The sequence below is a fragment of the Opitutaceae bacterium TAV5 genome (assembly GCA_000242935.3).
Classification (GTDB): domain Bacteria; phylum Verrucomicrobiota; class Verrucomicrobiia; order Opitutales; family Opitutaceae; genus Geminisphaera.
Map to the genome: position 1 here is coordinate 2,059,048 of CP007053.1, position 18,877 is coordinate 2,077,924.

Consider the following 18,877-nt stretch of genomic DNA (forward strand, 5'->3'; position numbering starts at 1 on the left):
GCGTCGTCAGCCTTTCACGCCCCCCATCTGGATGCCTTTGACGAGGTGTTTTTGCAGGAACACGAACAGCACGATCATCGGGATAACCGACATCGTGACGCCGGCCATGAGCAGGTGAGTGGCCTGGCGGTTGGCGGAGTCGAAGAACAGCAGACCGACCGGCAGCGTGTATTTCTCGACCGTCCGGATCATGACCAACGGCCAGAACATGCTGTTGTAGTTTCCGATGAAGGTGAAGATCGTGAGCGTGATCAGGCCGGGACGCGAGAGCGGAAGTATCACATCCCAGAATACACGCCATTTGCTGGCTCCGTCGATCTCCGCCGCTTCATCCAGGCTGGACGGGATGGTGAGCATGAACTGGCGAAGCAAAAAGGTGCCGAATGTGCTGAACGACGCCGGCAGGATCAGGCCCGCGAACGTGTCCACGAGGCCGAGCGAGATCATCACCTGGTAGTTGGGCACCATCATCACCAGGCCCGGCAGCATCATGGTGCCGAGATACAGGAAAAATACTTTTTCACGCCCCGGCCACTGCACGCGCGAAAAACTGAACGCGGCCAGCGAACTGGTGAACACCTGCAGGAACGTGACCGAGGTCGTGACAAAAAGGCTGTTCCAGTAAAACCGGCCGAAAGGGATCACGCTGAAAACTTCCCGGTAATTTTCCCACCGGAATCGGGAAGGCCACCAGTTTTCCAGACCGACCTCGGAGAGCGGTTTCAGGCTGGTCAGCACCATCCACAGAAACGGAAGGACCATCGTGAAACACAGCAGTGTCATCACGGCGTGAAGCGCGAGCCTGCCGACGGTTTTCCGACGGAGAGCGGGAGCGGTGTCCGGAGAGGCCGGCGACGGTTTGTCAGTCGTTGACATAGCGGTTCCCGAATTTCCAGTTGAACATCGTGACGAGGAAAACGAGGGCAAAGAGAGTCCAGGCAACGCCCGAGGCGTAACCGAGCCGCCCGGTTTCGAAACCCTCCGAATAGATGAAATAGGACAATGTGGTCGTCGCCCCCGCAGGGCCGCCCTGGGTCATCGCGTAGGCCATCTCGAATCCGCCCTGCAAACCGGAGATGACGGCCATGACGGCGATAAAGAACGTGACCGGAGCAAGCTGTGGCCAGGTGACATGCCAGAAACGCTGGAAACGGCTTGCGCCGTCGATATCCGCCGCCTCGTAGAGCTCCTGCGGGATGTTGGAAAGCCCGGCGAGGTAGAGCAGCATGCTGTTGGAGCCGACGGCGCCCCAGAATGCCATGAGCATCAGGGCGGGCTTGGCCCAGTGGTAATCGGTGAGCCAGTTGGGCGGCGTCAGGCCGCCCGCGGCGGCGGACGACCATTCAGGCAATCCCCGGAAAACGAGACCGAGGCCGAAGAGAGCGCATTGCAGGACGACAAGGCCGAACGAGAATACCAGGACGGTGCCGATGCCCTTGCCGAAACCGCAGGGGAAATCCTGACCGTCCGGAATCCTTCGTAGTGAAAAAATGGTTACTCCGGCAAACAGTGCGGGCAACAGGAGCACCGCGGAGCGGGGCACATCGCTCCGGAATAAAAACAGGAGCGGCAATGCCATGAGCACGCATCCGAAAGCCAGACCGCCGGCGCCGATGTCGCCATCCCGCCAGAGATCGCGAAAGCGTCGCAGGCCGAATCCGAAAACGAGCACGATCATCGCCAGGCTGACCCAGAAACCGGACTGCACGAGCCAGGCGGGCAGCGCGTCGACGCATTGCGCGACCGCCGAGAGCACGGGCGAGAGCAGGGCATTGAGCGGACCGGTGTGCGGGCTGTAGATTTTTTTCCAGAGGATAAAGGTGGCGATGCCGGCCGTGAAGTGCGGCAGGTAGCAGAGCGTCCGGTAGATCGTGGAGCCGCCGAGGGCGCCCCCCGCAAAGATCAGCCCTGCCAGGCCGACGAGCACCAGTGTCATGCCGGCGGCGCCCGCGCCGGCCAGAGCGAGAATGACGGCGCAGGTCACGAGAAGCGCCCCGGCCGCCAGGCGGAGTTTCGTCCGATAACCGGACGTGCCGAAATCGCGACTGAGAAGAATCGCCAGCACCAGGCTGCCGGCGACGGAGAAAGGAATGCCGAGCATGAAAAAGAGCGTGTTGCCCAGAAATCTCCAGAAGTCGGGATTTTGCAGGAGCTGCAGGAAATTCCCGATGCCAAAGTGCAGCGGGCCTTCCTTGAACATGTTGTGGTAGCGCAGATCCCAGTTGCTGAACGCCATCACGAGGCTGAAGACCAGCGGGAAGAGCGTGAACGCCAGAAAGCCGAGGATGTTGGGCGCGAGGAACCCCATGCCGATCTTCAGCATGTGCCAGTTCCTGGGGGTTGGTTTTCTCATGAACAGAGAGAAATGGGGATGAGGGAAAAAGGGAGCGTGGCGGAAAGCGGACGATGTCAGATCCCGGCAAGTTCGGCGGAGACGAGCATGCTGATGGCGTTGGCCGGCACTCCGGTCTGGTTCGAAATGAGACCGGTGGTCAGCATGTCCACCGCAAAACGGCAAGCGAGATCGCGGCGATGGTTGAGGCCGGCGACGGTCTGTCCGGGCGCCCAGTCCGGAGAAACGAGCAAGGGGCGCTGCTTTTCCGGAATGGCGGCGGCATCCATCCAGGCACGCAAGCGGTTCTCGTCTCCGATGACCAGGTCGGGACGGGTGCTCCTGAACCACTCCGTGAAGCGGGCGACGTCAGCGGCGCGCCCGGGATCATCCTTGAGCCAGAGCGCGGGCACACGGTCGCCGGCAGGTATTTCCTTGTGAAAGCGGAGCAGTCCGCTGCTGAAGCCGTGGTTCACCTTCACGTCTTCCTTGTGGGTGATCGCAAGGCCGATCCTGCGGCAGCCACGCGCCAGGTAGCAGGCGGTCAGATGGCGAAATCCGGTCATGATGTCCGTCCCCACGCGATTCAGGTCCTCGCCGATGTTCCCGAAACCGAGCGATACGGCGACGAAGGGATCGAAACAGAACGATTCCATGGCGTGGGGCTCGTGGCCGGGCAGCACCAGAACCGCCCGGATACCCCGCGCCCGGAGGATGCGGAACACCTGCGCGACGGATGCCTTGCTGTTCTCGACCGGGAAAACCTCCACCTTCAGGCGCATGGTCTGCGCATGGTTTTTCAGAAACTCCCACGGCAAATGCTCCCCCAGCGCTTCCTCCCCGTGCAGGCCGTCGCCGGTTTCATCCCGCGTCCTGTCGCGGCAATGGAGCAGGGCGACGACATTGCCCGAGGTCTCCGCCCGGGTCTGTTTGGTGATCGAGAGATAGCGGCCGAGGAAAGCATTGGGCCGGTATCCGAGATCGTTGGCGATGCGCTCGATCTTCTCGCGCTGCTCCTTGCGGACGCAGGGATCGTTTCGCAGCGCGCGGGAAACCGTCATCACGGAGACGCCCGCCCGATCGGCTACCGCACGCATGGAGGCCCGGCTGCTTTGGGCAAAAACCGTCGCGGTGCCCCGTGATGACGTGGTGGAAGGGAAACAGGGCAGAAGGTCGGTCGGGGTCATGCGCAGAGTAAACCCGATCGGCGCTTTTTTTGCGATAGCCCTCGCGCTCATCCTGTTGACATTTTCGCTCAGTCCGGGAGACCCTGTTCGCTCAAAACCATGCTGATCTACCTCGTGCACGGAAAGCGATTTTACGGGAAAGAGCCCGTGGCGCCCCACCGGAAACACTTCTGGGAATTCCAGGTGGTGGTGCGCGGCTCCATCGGCCTTGTGCTCCCGGAGGGGCCGGCGCCGCTGAAAAAGAATACCCTGTGGCTGTTTCCTCCCGAGCACCTGCATGGCTGGACAGGCAAGGGCCACGAGTCGGCCACGGTACTCGTTTTCCACTTCCAGTATGTGCCGCAGCTCCTGGAAGGCCTCGTAAAACCCGGCGGACACCTGGAGATCCCTCTCACGCCGCGGCAGGCCCGCCGGCTGGTGAAGCTTGCCGAGGAGGCCGAGCCTTACTGGCGGCATTTTGCTCCCGGCATGGTGATGTGCTACGAGCATGTGCTTTCGGAGCTGGGCATGCTGGTATGGGAGGCGCATCCGGATTCCCGTTACGGGATACCCGCGCACTCCGCCCGGAAAAAAGTCAGCGATGCGATGAAATGGTTTGCCAGCCACATGGCAGAGAATCCGTCCCTGGAGCGCACCGCGCAATCCGTGGGAGTATCGCCTGCGCATCTGCGCCGGCTTTTCCACGAAATCCTGCGTTCCTCGCCCAAACAGACCTTTGACCAGATGCGTTTCCAGTGCGCCATCCAGCTGATGGGAGATCCGATGGTGAAGCTCTCCACGGTGGGCGAAGCCTGCGGTTTTGGCAGCGCGAGCTCGTTTTCGCGAGCATTCAAGACGAAATTCGGATGCAGCCCCGAAAAATGGCGAAGCTAGGGCGAAGTTTGATACATTAACAGAACGCCGGAATTTCCCTCCGCCTCTTCCCGCCCCAAGGTGGGGCGACAAACCGGCCTCCGGCCCTTGCCACGTCCCGATATCACGCCATGAACACCTCTCCGCCTCGCCTCATTTTTTCCTGTAACCGTTTTCTCGCTACGGCGGCCATGCTGGTCAGCGTGGCAGCGCTGCCGGCGCGCACGATTTATGTCGACGACACCACCGGCTCCGATGTCTGGACCGGCGCGCAACCGAAACCGGAGGCCGGGGACGGGCCGGTGAAAACCATCCAGGCGGCCGTGAACCAGGTCCGTCCCGGAGATGTCATTTTCCTGAATCCGGGCAGCGGCCCTTACCGGGAAGAAGTGGTGATCAAGCGCGAACACAGCGGCACGAAGGAAGCCCCGGTGACGCTCGAGGGCAACGACTGCCTGATCGACGTCTCCACCGACATATCCGCCGGCCCCTGGACGCGGGAAGGCGACGACTGGATTCTCGAATCGCCCCGGCTGGCTGAAAACGCTCCTCCGGAAAAGGTGTTTCGCCAGCGCGCCATCGCCTTCTATAAAGGGCGCCCCGTTCACGTGGCGGATAAAAAAGTGGCCGGCTACCGCATCGCCACCGTAACCGTCGATGCGGGAAAACGCTTCCGTTTCCGGTTTGCAGACACCGCGGCCAGCCCTCCCTTCACGGATCTGCGCCTGCCGCAGCATCCGACCATCTGCGGAGTCGCTTTTGTCTCTTCTTTCTGGTGGCACATCAACAACCTCAACGTCCGTGGAGCCGGCAACGACGGCTTCAACCTCCATGGGCGCGGCGAAGGCATTGTTATCAGAAACAGCTCTGCCATGTTTTGCGGCGACGAGGGAGCGAGTTCGCACGATGCGATGCAGGCCGAATTCCACGACTGCCTGTTCGTGTTCAATGCATCATCGGTGGTGGATATCAACAAGAGCCTCACCTCCTATACAAACTGCATATCGGCGTTCAACGGCGAACCCGGTTTCTGCATGACGGGCAAGAACGGGAAATACACGATCACGGATTCGCTCTCCGCCGCCAACCGCCGCGCCGAGGCGCAGTCCGAACTTCCGCTGGAGACAACAACCGTCACCAATCTTGTGAAACTGCCGAAAGGTAACGGCGTGCTGGAAAAGATCCGCGCCTGGAAGCCCGGTCATCCGCAAATGAAGCGCCTTCTCGCCACCGTCGAGGAGGTCCGCGCGATGGGCGGCGGCCCCGACATCGAAACGAAGTAACGTATCTGGTGTCATGCAGGCCGGGGGGGGGCCGGAGCGGGCTCTGGAGAGGCCTCGCTCCGTCCAGGCAAAAAAGCCCCGCCGGAAGGGATGGTGGGGCGGTTGTGTTTTCAGTGACAGACAGCCGCGCTCATGGGCAGACTCATGTCTGCCGCGCCTGGTCCGCACGCTTCGCGGGCATGGCGGGCGGCGACCGCGGCGGGATCGGGACGGGTAATGATCCGCCCGAGTATCGAGTTTCCAGATACACAGGTCCGGGCGATCACATCATCCTCGGTGAAGAGGGCGAGCAGGACTTCGCCGTCCGTGTCACGGTTGCGGTCGTAGGAGATGAAAATCACGCCGTCGTCGAACTGGCCGCCATCGGGATAGGAGACGCCCTCGCGTTCGTCAAGCAGGAGGCCGCCACGCCAAGTAAGGCCGTCGTCGTCGGAAAGAAACGCGGCGAGGTGGGAACGTTTTTCCGTGCGCACGCCGATCTGTTCGCCGTGCCGGACGAGCAGAAGGCGGCCGGAACGCAGGCGGCGCACAAAGTGGCGCGCGCTGACGTTGAGGATGCCCGTCTCCGAAGGCGGCACCCATGTCGCCCCGCGATCGCTCGAGGTGCTTTGCCAGATGTCGCCCGAGGCGGAGCGGGCCGTGAGCCAGACGCTGCCATCGCGGCGTTCGACGAGATTCACTTCGTCGAAGTTCGGCCTGGGGATGCGCACCCCGCCACGCCGCGCCCAGGTTTTGCCTTGGTCAGTGGAGGCGAGGACACCCGCGCCACGCTCGTTGTCGAGTTCGTGAAATGCCTCGATGAAGGGAGCGGATGTGGGGTGGCGAAGTTTGTTGCGATCCCAGAGCGAGGCGGGCAAAAGCCAGTCGCCGGAGGAGAGAACGATGGGTTTGTTGAGCGAGCAGCCGTGCCCGATGCGCACGGGCGGCGTCCATTCAGGGATGGCGGCGTCGGGGGCGTCGCACCGGGTGAACCAGATGCCGGCGCGGCCGTCGTAGTAGGTCATTGACTGGTCGAAGAAAAGCCAGAGGCGGTCGAGCGGGTCGAGCCAGAGGTTGCCGACGATGACGCGGCGCGCCATGCCGAGGCGGACTTCGTCGTGCGGGTTGATCAGAAGGCGGGGGGAAGACCAGGTGGCGCCGCGGTCATCGCTGGTGGCGAGGACGAAGAATGCCTTTTCGCTATCTCCACCGCCTACCCAGCACACCCAGAGGCGGCCTCCGCGGGTGCGTTCGGTGCCGATAGTCATCCCATAGTCAAGTTCCGGATACGTGATGGGCGGCACGGATGTTCCGGAGCCCTGGAGGACGGGCGGGACAAGAGCGGGCGCGGCAAGCTCAAGCAAAGCGGACGGTGTCGTGGCGTCGTGGATGATGGCAGGGGGGGAGGATTCGGTGGATGCGGACATGATGAGAGTGGTGAGGACATGAGGGCGACGGCAACAGCAGCGGTGGCGTCAGGGATTTCCGTTATATTTCCAGAAAAGGTTCTGTGGATCGACAGGCACCTGTTCGCGTTTTCGTGTCTCGACGTGGCCGTCGAGAAACAAGGCGTTCACACTGCCCCGGTGGACATAGTCGTCTTCTTTGACAAGTTGTTTTGAGGAGCCCTCGGTCATGTTCACCTCGAAGTACCAACTGCTCTCCGATGACCAGACGCCATCCATGAGGGACGTCGTGCGCGATGGCGTCGTGACTTCGCTCAGGCGGATGGGTTTGTCGCTTTCGCTCCGGTTGTAGTCGTTCCATCCATACGTGAAGGGTTGCGCTCCCGAGACGCCGCGTTTTTTGCGGGCGGAGGGGCAGCTGAACACGCCTTTGTTGCTGGTCTTGTTGTTCAGCCCGAATACATACGCCGGCAGTCCTTCGCTGCCTCTCCAGATGATGTTGGGGTTTTCGGAATCGGTGCCTTTGTTCGGGCCCGGCAGGTGATCCTTGTGATCGGCGGCGAACAGGAGGATGGCCGGATGGAGTTGACGAAGGTTGGCGATGCACCTGGCTTTGTCCGCCAGTTCGCGGGTGCGTCCGATTGCAGCCAGGCTCAGCGCCGCAAGGATGCCGATGATGGCAATCACCGTGAGCAATTCGACAAGGGTGAAACCGCACTTGCGGGCAGGGTGAATTCGGGGAAGAAAGTTCATGTCGGGATGTGTCCGGTTTTGGCGGCGAACAATGTAATCAGGATAATCGACACTCCGGATGGCCATGCCAATTTCTCTGGATTGTTAATGTAACAAGCTGATCCCGCCCAACGACAGTCGATAACCGTTCCGGGCAGACAGCAGTGTGCAGGGGAGCGAGGAGAGGGTTTCCCTTTGTTACATTAACAGGCCGGTTTCATTGAACCCGGCGAGAGGAGGCATTGGCTGGAACATGGATTCGCCTGCCAACACCGTGCGTGTGGCGTCTCCGCATCGAACCCTGAACACAAAGACTAACCATCAGACCAACCTATCATCATGAAAGCACAGAAACCCTCCTGCTTGCCCGTCCGAATCAAAACCTCGTTGGTCGTGACTGCGGCAGTTGTCATCTTTTCATCCGCCCAGGCAGCCAATCGCTATTTCAGTGTCACGGATGGCGACTGGAGCGCGTCAGGCAACTGGGAATCTTCGAATCTTCCCGGAAGCGCTGACACCGCCACTGTCGGGCAAAGTGATGCCAACAGCACACGGGCAAGCATTGCCCATGCCCGGATAAACGCCGGTGACAATATCAGCATAACCCGGCTGACTATCGGCAATGTCGGTGCCAATGGAACGTCCGCAGAGGGCACCGTCACCATGACCGGCGGAACCCTGGGCATCAGTGGATATCTGCTGCTCGCGGAAACAGCAAACACCTCGGGAACGTTCACCCTCTCGGGCGGCACCGTAAGTATGGGCAACACCATTTTTCTCAATCGCGGCGGTGGTTCCAAAGGAGCGATGAATGTCTCCGGAGGTACGATCAACGGGACATCCCTCTACGTCGGCGGCACCAATGGCAGCTCATCCGCGACCACGAACGCAGAACTGAATGTCTCCGGCGGATCAATCCTGCTGAACGATATTTTCCGGATCGCTCACGGTAACAGCACGGGGAACTCCACAGGCGTGGTGAACCACACCGCCGGTTTGATCAGCGCAAGCGGAGTCGAGGTGCAGTCCGCCAACGGTGGCAGCGGCACCTACAACCTCTCCGGCGGGGAACTCCGGATTGGCACGGGGGGGAACAACGGCCAGTTGCGCGGTGGCGGTGCCGGCACGAGAGCGTTCAACTGGAGTGGAGGCACGATCGGTGTTGGCGACTCTTCCCTGCTCACGGTCGCCAATTCCCTCGGTAGCCTGAATCTGCTGAGCGGAGGCAGCGACGCCGTGTTTGACACGACCAATACCAACGCCGCCGCCGCCAGGATCCTTGTTCAGAGCTCGATCACCGGGGACGGCAATCTGACCATCCGTGGTATAGGCACCGTCGAATTCGCAAACTCCGTCGTAACGTATACAGGCGACACCACCGTCGAAAGCGGCACCCTGCTGCTCAACGCCAGCAGCCCGACCTCCGTAAAAAGCGCCAACGTCCTCGTGGGCAGCGTTGCCACGCTGGGCGGTAACGGCAGCTTTACCGGCCTCGTCACCGCGAATGGCAAGCTCGCCGCAGGCGGCGTCGGTTCAGTCGGTACGCTCACGTTTGACCAACTCCTGACCCTCGGGGATGCAACGATCCAGTGGGATTTTGTGGATACAGCCAATGCCGATCTGTACACCATCACCGGCGGCATTGATTTCTCCGGCGGCGATCCCGTCCAGATTTCGATCAACGCCCTCGCCGGCAGCACCGTAAACGAGAACGACACCTTCACCATCTTCCAGGGCGATGTTTCCGGCATCGTTGCGAGCAACTTTGTCGTGCAGGACGATCTCGCCGCGTGGCAAGGCAACTGGAAGGTCCGCATTACCGGTGACAGCGTGCAACTGGTGGCCGTCGCCATCCCCGAGCCGTCAACCTGCGCGTTTGCACTCGGAGGCATTGCCGCACTTGTCCTCTGCATTCGCCGGTTCCGGATGTAAACGATTCACAAAAAACATTACTCTCTCAAATTCTGCCGCGGCGATTCCTGCCGCGGCATATTTTCATTTTTCCTGCCGTCTGCCGTCTCCCCTCCCCTCTCCCGGCGGGGGGGGGCAGCCACAACACCTCTGTGACAACATGCCAAAAAAAATCCTGCTTATCACCCTTCTTTCAAGCATCGCCTGGACATTCGCAACCGCTGCTCTTCCCGCCTCCCCTGCGGCCACACCCGCCACCAACGACGGCAAAACGGTCTTCCATGTGGATGATTTCGGCGCGAAGCCGGATGATGCGATCAATGACTGCGAGGCGATCCGGTCCGCCCTCAAAGCCGCCATCGAGGCCGGGCCCGGTGCACAGGTCGTTTTCTCTCCCGGCACCTACCGGGTGGGGCTTTCGGAAAAAGAACTCGCCGAAAAACCGGTCCAGACCACCAAGGCTTTCAACAAGCGCCATTTCACCTATTTCGATCTGGGACGCGCGAAAGGCATCCACCTCAAAGGCGATGGCACGCAACTCCTCGTCACCGATCCGCGCGCGGTGCTTTTCGATTTCCAGGGCTCCCTCGACTGCACGCTCAGCGGCGTCACCATCGATCTCGATCCGCTGCCCTTCACCCAAGGAAAAATCCTGGCGGTCAACCGGAACGCACGCACCTTCGACATCGAAATTCCCGACGGCTTTCCGCTCCTCGGCACGTATCCGTGGCTGACCTTCGGCCCGCAGTCGGACTGGCAAAACCGGCTCATCATCTTCGGCGAATCATCCCGGGAAAACTGCGACCGTGCGCGTCGCGGCGTGCCTCTCCTCCAGTACGAATTTCGTCCCCGCCTCAACTCGGTGCGGGATATCCTCTCCTTTGAAAAAACCGGAGCGCGCACCTTTCGCATCACCTCCAGGGCGCCTCTTGACGAAGCCGTGACAGCCGGGCGCACCCTGGTTTATTCCTCCAAAGTCGGCGGCGGCCCGCTGATCGAAGCCGGCGGGCAGAACGTGCGGCTGGAAGATGTCACCGTCCACGCCTCGCCCGGATTTGTCGTCTCGGCCTCCTCCGCCGACAACCTGCAACTCAAACGCTTCGCCGCCCGGCTCAAACCCGGCCGGCTTGTCGTCGGCACATCCGACTGTATCCATGTCCGTGCCACACGCGGAGGTCCGCGGGTCGAGGATTCGTTTTTTGAAGGCATCCAGGACGACATGTTCAACATCTCCGGCAACCCGCTCCCCATCAACAAAATCACCTCCGCCACGGAAATTCTCGTGGACCGCAGCGTGAACTCCGCAATCAACCGCGGCCGCGTGGCGGAAGGCGACACCGTTTACGCCTACGCCGTGCCCGAAGCCCGGATCAAGGGCGAAGCCCGTGTTTTGCGACTCGACCAGCCCGGTGGCAGCAAAGCCCCCAAGCGCATCCTTCTCGATCGCCCCATTCCCGGACTGCAACCGGACGATCTGCTCTACAGCCGTGAAGCGGGCAACCCGGGTGCCGTCATCCGCAACAGCACCTTCCGTGGGGGGCTCCGCTCCGCGATCATGCATATGGCCGGCGACGGCACCCTCATCGAAGGCAACACCTTCGAAAACATGCACAATGCCATCGCCCTTCGCCAGTCCATCGGATCCACCTACAACGGCCAAGGCGGCATGGTGCGCAACATCACCATCCGCAACAACGTCTTTCGCGGATGCCATATGCGCGGCGTCACCGAACACATAAATCATCCCGATGCCGCCATCGGCGTGATGCTTTTCCCCGATTCCACCTCCCGCCAGATCGACAACGTGCTCATCGAGGGCAACCGCATTTTCGAACCCGGCGTCACCGGCATCTGGCTGAGCAACGTCACCGGAGCGATCGTGAGAAACAACGAAATCGTCGCATACCCCGACAGCGAACGCTTCTCCGGTCCGGAGCAGCCGCAACGGCGCGCCCTGCGCATTCACAACTGCGAAAATGTTGTGGTTGACGGCCTTGTTGTCCGCGAACCGCGCCTCGACCTCGCCGCCGCCATTTCCATCGACTCCGCCTCGTCGCGTATCGACATAAAGAATACCATACTTGATATTGGCCGGGCCGTAAAAATCCGGCGCGACGACAACCCTCCCCTCAAACCCGTCGTCACCCGACCAGTCAAAAAATGACGTCTCCCTCAGGGGTTTTGTAGTGCGGAGCGTCGTACCTGTTCAGACAGCCCGCGCCCTGTAGCTGCGAACGTAAGTTCGCAGGCTCCGGGGGGAGGGGGGACGCCGCGCATCGATGTTACATTAACGGCTCCCTCTCATTGTATCACAGCCGTGCCGGGAAGAGCATGCAGCTCCCCCGCAAAACAGGGGGAGAACCCGTATCCGGTTTTCGCACAACTTCATCAACTCTCATGCAAACCAATTCTCGTGCAAAGACCTATGCCGTTGTCGGTGTGGGCGGCAGGTCGAAATTCTACACCCACGCCATCCTGAAGGAGCATGCGGCCACCACCCGCCTCGTGGCCATCTGCGACATCAACCCGATCGCCCTCGAACTCGCCATGGAGGATCTCGGGAACCTCGGCGCGAACATCACCGCGTGGCACGCGGATGAGTTCGACACGATGATCGCCACCCACCGCCCCGACGTCGTTCTCGTGACAAGCAAGGACTGCACCCATGACCACTACATCTGCCGGGCCATGGAGCTCGGTTGCGACGTGATCACCGAGAAGCCCATGACCATCGACGCGGCCAGATGTCGCCGGATTATTGATACACGCCGCCGCACAGGACGCCGCTGCCGGGTCGCGTTCAACTACCGCTACATGCCGCGCAGCACGCGCATCAAGGAGTTGCTGATGGAGGGAGCCATCGGCGCCATTACCTCGGTCGTGTTCACCTACAATCTCGGCCTCATTCACGGCCCCTCCTACTTCAACCGCTGGCACGCCGAAATGGAACAGTCCGGGGGCCTGCTCGTGCACAAGGCCACGCACCACTTCGATCTCGTCAACTTCTGGATCGGCGAAAACCCGCGCTCCGTTTTTGCGTGCGGGAAACGCAACTATTTCACGCCCGCAATGGCCGCCCGGATGGGTCTCCGCAACTGCGGTCCGCGCTGCTCCGGCTGCCTCGAAGCAACGCTCTGCCCGTTCTACAGCAACATCCGCGCAAAAAACCCCGCGCCTCCCGGTCAGCGCCTTGCGGGCGATTTCGATCCGCACTACTATAACGACCTCTGCGTGTTTCGCGAGGCAGTGAATATCCCCGACACCATGCATGCCCTGGTGGGCTACGAATCCGGGGCCATGGTCAACTACAACCTCGTCACTTTCGGCGACAAGGAGTACATGAACATCACCTTCCACGGCACGCTCGGACGTCTGGAAGCCAGGGGTGAAACCCCCTTCCGCATTTATCCGCACAACGGCCCCATGTATGAAGTGCCTGTGGCGAATGCCGTCGGCGGCCATGGCGGCGCCGACCCGGTTCTCCTGGAGGACCTTTTCGGCGCCGCCCCGCCCTTCGATCCCTGCCGCCGCGCGGCAGATGAGCGCGCCGGCGCCATGTCCATCCTCATCGGCATCGCAGCCAACCACTCCATCGCAACCGGCCGGCAGATGCTCATCGATGACCTCGTGCCCGGCCTGGATACCCCTGACCACACCGTCATGCCACGCATCACCGACGATATCGAGATCGCTCCCGTCAGCGCCTGGATTGCCCGCCGCCGCCACGAGGCCGATGAACGCCGTCGCAAGGCCCGCCTTACCCAGGCGGATTCCTTTACCGCCCCCGCTACCCTCGCGTAGAATGTTCCGATGAGTTCAGCCACATTGCCCGTCGCCGGAGAAACATGGTTCGTCCCTGCCACGACCCCGGCATCCCCTTCCTCGTGGTTTGCATGGCGCGTGCGCATCCGTGTCGACAACCTCGGCGAGCCCGTCCTGGTCCGCCTGGCTGTCGATTCCAAATACTGGCTCCACGTCAACGGAGTCCCTGTCATTCGCGAGGGATCGCTCAAGCGCGGGCCCGCTCCGGGAAAAACCTGGGGCGACGACCTTGATCTCACCCCCTGGCTCCGGCCCGGCGACAACCTGCTCGCCATTCACCACTGGTATTTCGGACGACATGGTTTCTCTCATGCCGACAGCGGCGATGCCGTCCTCCACTTTCGGCTGCTCTCGGGCAACGCCTGCGTTTCCCGCTCCTGGAAGGTCATCCGCGACCCCGCGTTCTTTGATGCTGGCACTGTCCGTCCCGGTTCCGTCCTCGGTTATCGCCTGCCGGAAAACAGCATCGGCCATGACGCCCGCCATGCCCTTGGCGACTGGACATCCGCCACCTTCGACGACACCGCCTGGCCTGAACCGGCGGACGCTCCCGCAAACGTCCGGAGCAGCGTGCTCCCTCGCCCCATCCCTCAGTTTTTCTGGAGAGAGCGCACAACCGCCCCCGTCCCGCCTGGCGTGCGCGACGGCCTCGGTTGCACACTCTATCGCGTCGCCCTTCCCTGTAACCTCCAGTTCACTCCGTACTTCAAAATAAAGGCCCGCGCCGGTCTGAAAATCCGGATCCTGAGCGATTCGCCCGAACATTGCCTCACCGCTGAATACATCACCCGCGACGGCGATCAGGAATGGGAAAGCCCCGGCTGGCTCAACGGCCACGAAATCATCTTTCACATGCCCGACTCGATAAAAGTCCAGCTCCTCGGGTACCGTGAAACCGGATACGACTGTGCCCTGTCCGGAAAATTCTCCTGCGGCGATGCCGGCCTCGACGAACTCTGGCGCCGCTCCCTGCGCACGCTCCACCTCACGATGCGCGACACCTTCATGGATTGCCCCGACCGGGAGCGCGCCCAGTGGTGGGGCGACGAGGTGATCCAGCTAGGACAGGTTTTTTATTCGCTGGGCCCGTCCGCGCATGCCCTCGTCCGCAAAGGCATCCTCGAACTCGCCGCCTGGCAACGCGCCGACGGCGTTCTCTATTCGCCGATCCCCTCGGGAAACTGTTTTCGTGAACTCCCCCTGCAATCGCTCGCCTCCATCGGCCGGTACGGTATTTTTGAATACGTTCTTCACACCGGCGATAAGGAAACCGCGCGCGCCGTCTTCCCCGCGCTGCAACGCTACCTCGCGCTCTGGGCGACGGACGCCGCCACCGGCCTGCCCGTTGCCCGCGACGGCGACTGGCGCTGGGGCGACTGGGGCCAAAACTGCGATTACGAAACCCTCACCGCCTGCTGGTTCCGGCTGGCGCTCGATGGCGTGGCCGCCCTCGCCTCCCGCCTTGGCGAAACCGCCTGCGCCGGGGCGCTCTCGTACCGCGCCCGCCGCCTCGCCGAGGCCGTCCGTCGGTACTGCCGCACGGCGGAAGGCAGTTTTCGCAGTCCGTCGCACGACGGCCCGCCCGACGACCGCGCCAATGCCCTTGCCGTGCTTTGCGGATTCCACGACCCACAGGATGCGCCCGCGCTGGCCGACCTGCTCTTCCGCGAGCGCCACGCCAGCCCCTACATGGAAAAATATGTGCTGGAATCCCTCTTCGCGCTCGGCCGCGCCGACCTCGCTCTCCGCCGGATGCGTGAGCGCTATCGTGGCATGCTGGCCATGCCCGTCACCACCCTGCCCGAGCTTTTCCCGGAATCCGGCCAGCCCAACAGCACGTACAATCACTCCTGGAGCGGCGCGCCACTGCTCGTCCTCTCGCGTTACGTCGCCGGGCTCGAACCGCTCTGCGATGCATGGCGCGAAATCCGCTTTTGCCCGCAACCCGGAGGACTCGCCCGCTTCGATGTCGCATTCGAAACTCCCGCCGGTCCTGTGCAGGCAAGTTACCGGACCGGAAACGGACGCTTCAGCATCGACCTCGAAATCCCGGCCGACACCTGGGTCGAATGCGATTTCCGCCATGTCCTCGCATCGACGCCCGCCACGGATGATATCCCCGTGTATTCCCGTCTGCCCGGTGGACGACACAGTTTTTCCGGCCCCGCCCTTTCCCTTTGCCCATGACATCACCCGCCACACCCACACCTGCGCTCACACTCGCGCCCGACTCCACCACTATCGCCGCCGATCCGGCGCTTTTTCCCGTCTGGGACCGTGCCGCCATATTCCCCGCGCCGGAAGACATGCTTGACCCCGCCGTCATCACGCACGTCACCGTCGAACGCGCACAACCCGGCGGCTATCACTATCTGCACGAAACAAGCCTGGCCTCGCACCGCGGAAAACTTCACCTCTGCTGGGCCAATCATCCCACCCACGAAACCAATATCGCCGACGAGCTGATCCGCGGCACCACCAGCGCCGACGGCGGACTCACCTGGCAACCCCCCTCCATCATCGCCGCGCCGCCCCTGCTCAAAAGCGAGAGCTTCAACCACCCGGTTCTGTTCACCCATGACGACACGCTGCGGGGATTTTTCACAAACTGGGTCGGCGGCCCCGACTGGCGCACCTCCCGCTCTCGCTCGGAACTTTTCCGTTTCGACGACCACACCGGCGCATGGCAACCGGAGTGCTGGTACATTCCCGGTTTTCTCCCCTTCCAGGCGCCCCTGAAAATGCGTGATGGCAACTGGATCATGGCAGGCGAAGTCCACTGGTATGACGCCGCCGTCGCCATCAGCAAAGGCGACGACCTCACGCGCTGGACCGTCGTGAAAATCCCCAAACCCGACGATATGGAGCTGCGTTTTCCCGAAACCGCGCTCATCGATCACGGCGACCGCCTGCTCGCAATCTGCCGCCCCCGGGGCATGCGATCCGCTCCCGTTTCCGAAAGCCGCGACTGCGGCCTCACCTGGACGCCACTGCAACCCTCCAACCTTCCGCTCGCCGGCTCGCAACCCTGCGCCGGCCGACTCTCCGACGGACGTCATTACCTTATCACCAACAACCTCGAATCCGGGCGGACCCTGCTCTCCATTGCCCTCACCGGTCCGGATGAACGCCTCTTCAACCGCATCTGGAAAATTCGCCATCAAAAATTCCCGCGCCGCCGGTTGTTCCCCGGCGCGGAGTTCGAAGGAGTGCAACACTTCAATGCCCTCGGTAAACCCACCGAGTGGTCGTATCCCTCCGCTGTCGAGCACAACGGCAACCTCTGCATCAGCTATACGCAGGGCAAGGAAGACTGCGCCCTGTCGATCATCCCCCTGCGCGTGCTTTCCCGAACATTACCGAATGCATGAAAACGAACCTGCTTTCCGTAAATAACATCTTCACAGCCCTCATCGGCATTTCCTTTGCCAGCTTCGCCGCGGCAACCGGCGCGCAACCGCTCAAAGTCTTCGTCCTTGCCGGCCAAAGCAACATGGTCGGAGTTCGTTCCGAAATCACGGCGCTGCCCGAAAACCTGAAAACGGAAAACCCGGACATCCTCTTCTTCGATGGCCAGACCTGGGCTCCCATGAAGCCCGGCAACACGGAAGCCAAAGGCTTCGGGCCGGAAATCTCCTTCGCCCGCAAAATCCACGACGCATGGAAAGAACCCGTCGGCATCATCAAGCACAGCAAGGGCGGCTCCATGCTCGCCTCCAACTGGTCGCCCCGCTCGACAAAGGAAAACCTTCTCGCCGAATTGCTGGCCAGGGTGAAAGCCGCGCAGGCCGCGCGCGAAATCGAAATCGTCGGCGTACTCTGGATGCAGGGAGAATCCGACGCCGTGAACGAAAAGCGCGCCGCTCTCTACGCAAACAATCTGGATCTCCTCATCGAGCGTTTCCGCAGCGAATTCAATAATCCCGCTCTCCTGTTTCTCTGTGCGCGGGTAAACCCGCCCGAGGACCGTTACCCGACAGCCGCGATTGTCCGCAAGGCCCAGGAGGAATGCACCTATGCCCACTATCGCCTCATCGATTGCGACGATCTGGAAAAGGTTGGCGACAACCTCCATTACAATACCCGGGGCATCATCGAGCTGGGCAACCGCTTCGCCGACGCCGCACTCAAGCCAAAGATAGCCGCGACACCCTGATGCGCGGCACACGCGCACCCGCATCGCGGATTTCCCCGATCTCTCCTTCCCTCGAATGCACTCCCCATGGCCAACGTAGTCATCAAGGACCTTGTCAAAATCTATCCCGGAAGCGGCGGACCCGATGTGAAGGTCGTCCACGGAATCAATCTGGAAATCCGCGACCGTGAATTCATGGTCCTGGTCGGCCCCTCCGGCTGCGGCAAGTCCACGACCCTGCGCATGATCGCCGGTCTCGAAGAAATCTCCGGCGGCACCATCTCCATCGACGGCCGCGTCGTGAACAACGTCCTGCCCAAGGACCGCGACATCGCCATGGTCTTCCAGAACTACGCGCTCTACCCCCACATGACCGTGTACGACAACATGGCCTTCGGCCTGAAACTGCGCAAGATGCCCAAGGCCGACATCGACGTGCGCGTCCGCGAGGCCTCCGCCATGCTCGGGCTGGACCCGTACCTCAACCGCAAGCCCAAGGCCCTCTCCGGCGGCCAGCGCCAGCGCGTCGCCGTCGGCCGCGCCATCGTCCGCAAACCCAAGGTGTTTCTCTTCGACGAACCCCTCTCCAATCTCGACGCCAAGATGCGCGTCTCCACCCGCACCGAGATCTCCAAGCTCCACGCCCGCCTCGGCGCCACCATGATCTACGTGACCCACGACCAGGTCGAGGCCATGACCATGGGCGACCGCATCTGCGTCATGAAAGACGGCTACATCATGCAGGTCGCCGAGCCGCTCGCCCTCTACAACCGCCCCGACAACCTCTTCGTCGCCGGCTTCATCGGCAGCCCGCAGATGAACTTCTTCAAGGGCACGCTCCGCAAGGCCGGCAACGCGCTCGAGTTCGTCGAGAAAAACGACAAGAAGCCGCCCGTCACACTGACAATCCCCGAGCCGCTCGCCTCGAAGGCCGCCGGCCATACCGGCAAGGACGTGGTCCTGGGCGTCCGCCCCGAGCACGTCGAGGACACCGCCGTCGTGCCGAATGCCGACCCGAAACGCACCGTGGAGGCCCACCTCGACGTCTCCGAACCGATGGGTTCGGAAACCTACCTCTATCTCGACACCGGCGGCACCAACTTCGTCGCCCGCATCCACCCGACCGACCAGTACGAGACCGGCCAGGATGTGAAGGTCACCTTCAGGATGGAAGAGGCTCACCTCTTCGACGCCGCCACCGAACAGGTCATCCGCTGACGAAATGCGCTCGCCTGCAT

14 protein-coding genes are annotated in these 18,877 nt (G+C 62.0%); 9 read left to right on the plus strand and 5 right to left on the minus strand.

Features of this window, described 5'->3' with window-relative positions:
• Positions 1-6: 6 nt before the first annotated feature.
• The 3 genes from OPIT5_09155 to OPIT5_09165 all read right to left on the minus strand — a co-directional run bounded on the left by OPIT5_09155 (position 7) and on the right by OPIT5_09165 (position 3,519).
• Positions 7-762, minus strand: a complete 756-nt coding sequence (locus OPIT5_09155; protein ID AHF90348.1) for a sugar ABC transporter permease — start codon at positions 760-762, stop codon at positions 7-9.
• A gap of 100 nt (positions 763-862) precedes the next feature.
• Positions 863-2,323: a hypothetical protein gene (locus OPIT5_09160; GenBank protein ID AHF94242.1), complete on the minus strand. Its 1,461-nt coding sequence runs from the start codon at positions 2,321-2,323 to the stop codon at positions 863-865.
• 86 nt (positions 2,324-2,409) lie between these two features.
• Positions 2,410-3,519, minus strand: a complete 1,110-nt coding sequence (locus OPIT5_09165; protein AHF94243.1) for a hypothetical protein — start codon at positions 3,517-3,519, stop codon at positions 2,410-2,412.
• Positions 3,520-3,618: 99 nt separating this feature from the next.
• On the opposite strand from OPIT5_09165, the gene OPIT5_09170 reads away from it, so the two are divergent.
• Together OPIT5_09170 and OPIT5_09175 are read left to right on the plus strand one after the other, a co-directional pair.
• Positions 3,619-4,392, plus strand: a complete 774-nt coding sequence (locus OPIT5_09170) for a hypothetical protein (GenBank protein AHF94244.1) — start codon at positions 3,619-3,621, stop codon at positions 4,390-4,392.
• 110 nt (positions 4,393-4,502) lie between these two features.
• Positions 4,503-5,654, plus strand: coding sequence for a hypothetical protein (locus OPIT5_09175; protein AHF94245.1), 1,152 nt, complete (start codon positions 4,503-4,505; stop codon positions 5,652-5,654).
• Between the two features lie 110 nt (positions 5,655-5,764).
• Here the strand turns inward: OPIT5_09175 and OPIT5_09180 are convergent, their stop codons facing one another.
• Both OPIT5_09180 and OPIT5_09185 read right to left on the minus strand, forming a co-directional pair.
• On the minus strand, positions 5,765-7,060 hold the full coding sequence (locus OPIT5_09180) for a hypothetical protein (GenBank protein ID AHF90349.1): 1,296 nt from the start codon (positions 7,058-7,060) through the stop codon (positions 5,765-5,767).
• 48 nt (positions 7,061-7,108) lie between these two features.
• A complete protein-coding gene (locus tag OPIT5_09185; protein ID AHF94246.1) occupies positions 7,109-7,858 on the minus strand; it encodes a hypothetical protein in 750 nt (249 codons plus the stop codon).
• Positions 7,859-8,110: 252 nt separating this feature from the next.
• Between OPIT5_09185 and OPIT5_09190 the strand changes: the two genes are divergently transcribed.
• From OPIT5_09190 to OPIT5_09220, 7 genes are all read left to right on the plus strand, one after another.
• Positions 8,111-9,703 carry a hypothetical protein gene (locus OPIT5_09190; protein ID AHF94247.1) on the plus strand — a complete coding sequence of 531 codons (1,593 nt, stop codon included), beginning with the start codon at positions 8,111-8,113 and terminating at the stop codon, positions 9,701-9,703.
• 139 nt (positions 9,704-9,842) lie between these two features.
• The gene (locus tag OPIT5_09195) at positions 9,843-11,846 is read left to right on the plus strand and encodes a hypothetical protein (protein AHF94248.1); all 2,004 of its coding nucleotides are present in this window, start codon (positions 9,843-9,845) and stop codon (positions 11,844-11,846) included.
• A 233-nt stretch (positions 11,847-12,079) separates the two neighbouring features.
• Complete coding sequence (locus OPIT5_09200) at positions 12,080-13,483, plus strand: dehydrogenase (protein ID AHF90350.1); 1,404 nt, start codon at positions 12,080-12,082, stop codon at positions 13,481-13,483.
• Positions 13,484-13,492: 9 nt separating this feature from the next.
• On the plus strand, positions 13,493-15,691 hold the full coding sequence (locus OPIT5_09205) for a glycoside hydrolase (protein ID AHF90351.1): 2,199 nt from the start codon (positions 13,493-13,495) through the stop codon (positions 15,689-15,691).
• On the plus strand, positions 15,688-16,875 hold the full coding sequence (locus tag OPIT5_09210) for a hypothetical protein (GenBank protein AHF94249.1): 1,188 nt from the start codon (positions 15,688-15,690) through the stop codon (positions 16,873-16,875). The genes OPIT5_09205 and OPIT5_09210 overlap by 4 nt, the downstream gene beginning before the upstream one ends.
• Positions 16,872-17,660 carry a hypothetical protein gene (locus OPIT5_09215; GenBank protein ID AHF94250.1) on the plus strand — a complete coding sequence of 263 codons (789 nt, stop codon included), beginning with the start codon at positions 16,872-16,874 and terminating at the stop codon, positions 17,658-17,660. Before OPIT5_09210 ends, OPIT5_09215 begins: the two co-directional genes overlap by 4 nt.
• A gap of 66 nt (positions 17,661-17,726) precedes the next feature.
• Positions 17,727-18,857: a sugar ABC transporter ATP-binding protein gene (locus OPIT5_09220; GenBank protein AHF90352.1), complete on the plus strand. Its 1,131-nt coding sequence runs from the start codon at positions 17,727-17,729 to the stop codon at positions 18,855-18,857.
• Positions 18,858-18,877 lie beyond the last annotated feature (20 nt).

What these genes read in the sequence shown, in the direction of transcription:
- OPIT5_09215 (AHF94250.1), top strand. Translation starts at nt 16,872, where the DNA reads ATGAAAACGAACCTGCTTTCCGTAAATAACATCTTCACAGCCCTCATC.
- OPIT5_09200 (AHF90350.1), top strand. Translation starts at nt 12,080, where the DNA reads ATGCAAACCAATTCTCGTGCAAAGACCTATGCCGTTGTCGGTGTGGGC.
- OPIT5_09170 (AHF94244.1), top strand. Translation starts at nt 3,619, where the DNA reads ATGCTGATCTACCTCGTGCACGGAAAGCGATTTTACGGGAAAGAGCCC.
- OPIT5_09180 (AHF90349.1), bottom strand. Translation starts at nt 7,060, where the DNA reads ATGTCCGCATCCACCGAATCCTCCCCCCCTGCCATCATCCACGACGCC.
- OPIT5_09220 (AHF90352.1), top strand. Translation starts at nt 17,727, where the DNA reads ATGGCCAACGTAGTCATCAAGGACCTTGTCAAAATCTATCCCGGAAGC.
- OPIT5_09160 (AHF94242.1), bottom strand. Translation starts at nt 2,323, where the DNA reads ATGCTGAAGATCGGCATGGGGTTCCTCGCGCCCAACATCCTCGGCTTT.
- OPIT5_09195 (AHF94248.1), top strand. Translation starts at nt 9,843, where the DNA reads ATGCCAAAAAAAATCCTGCTTATCACCCTTCTTTCAAGCATCGCCTGG.
- OPIT5_09165 (AHF94243.1), bottom strand. Translation starts at nt 3,519, where the DNA reads ATGACCCCGACCGACCTTCTGCCCTGTTTCCCTTCCACCACGTCATCA.
- OPIT5_09210 (AHF94249.1), top strand. Translation starts at nt 15,688, where the DNA reads ATGACATCACCCGCCACACCCACACCTGCGCTCACACTCGCGCCCGAC.
- OPIT5_09205 (AHF90351.1), top strand. Translation starts at nt 13,493, where the DNA reads ATGAGTTCAGCCACATTGCCCGTCGCCGGAGAAACATGGTTCGTCCCT.
- OPIT5_09175 (AHF94245.1), top strand. Translation starts at nt 4,503, where the DNA reads ATGAACACCTCTCCGCCTCGCCTCATTTTTTCCTGTAACCGTTTTCTC.
- OPIT5_09190 (AHF94247.1), top strand. Translation starts at nt 8,111, where the DNA reads ATGAAAGCACAGAAACCCTCCTGCTTGCCCGTCCGAATCAAAACCTCG.
- OPIT5_09185 (AHF94246.1), bottom strand. Translation starts at nt 7,858, where the DNA reads ATGGCCATCCGGAGTGTCGATTATCCTGATTACATTGTTCGCCGCCAA.
- OPIT5_09155 (AHF90348.1), bottom strand. Translation starts at nt 762, where the DNA reads ATGGTCCTTCCGTTTCTGTGGATGGTGCTGACCAGCCTGAAACCGCTC.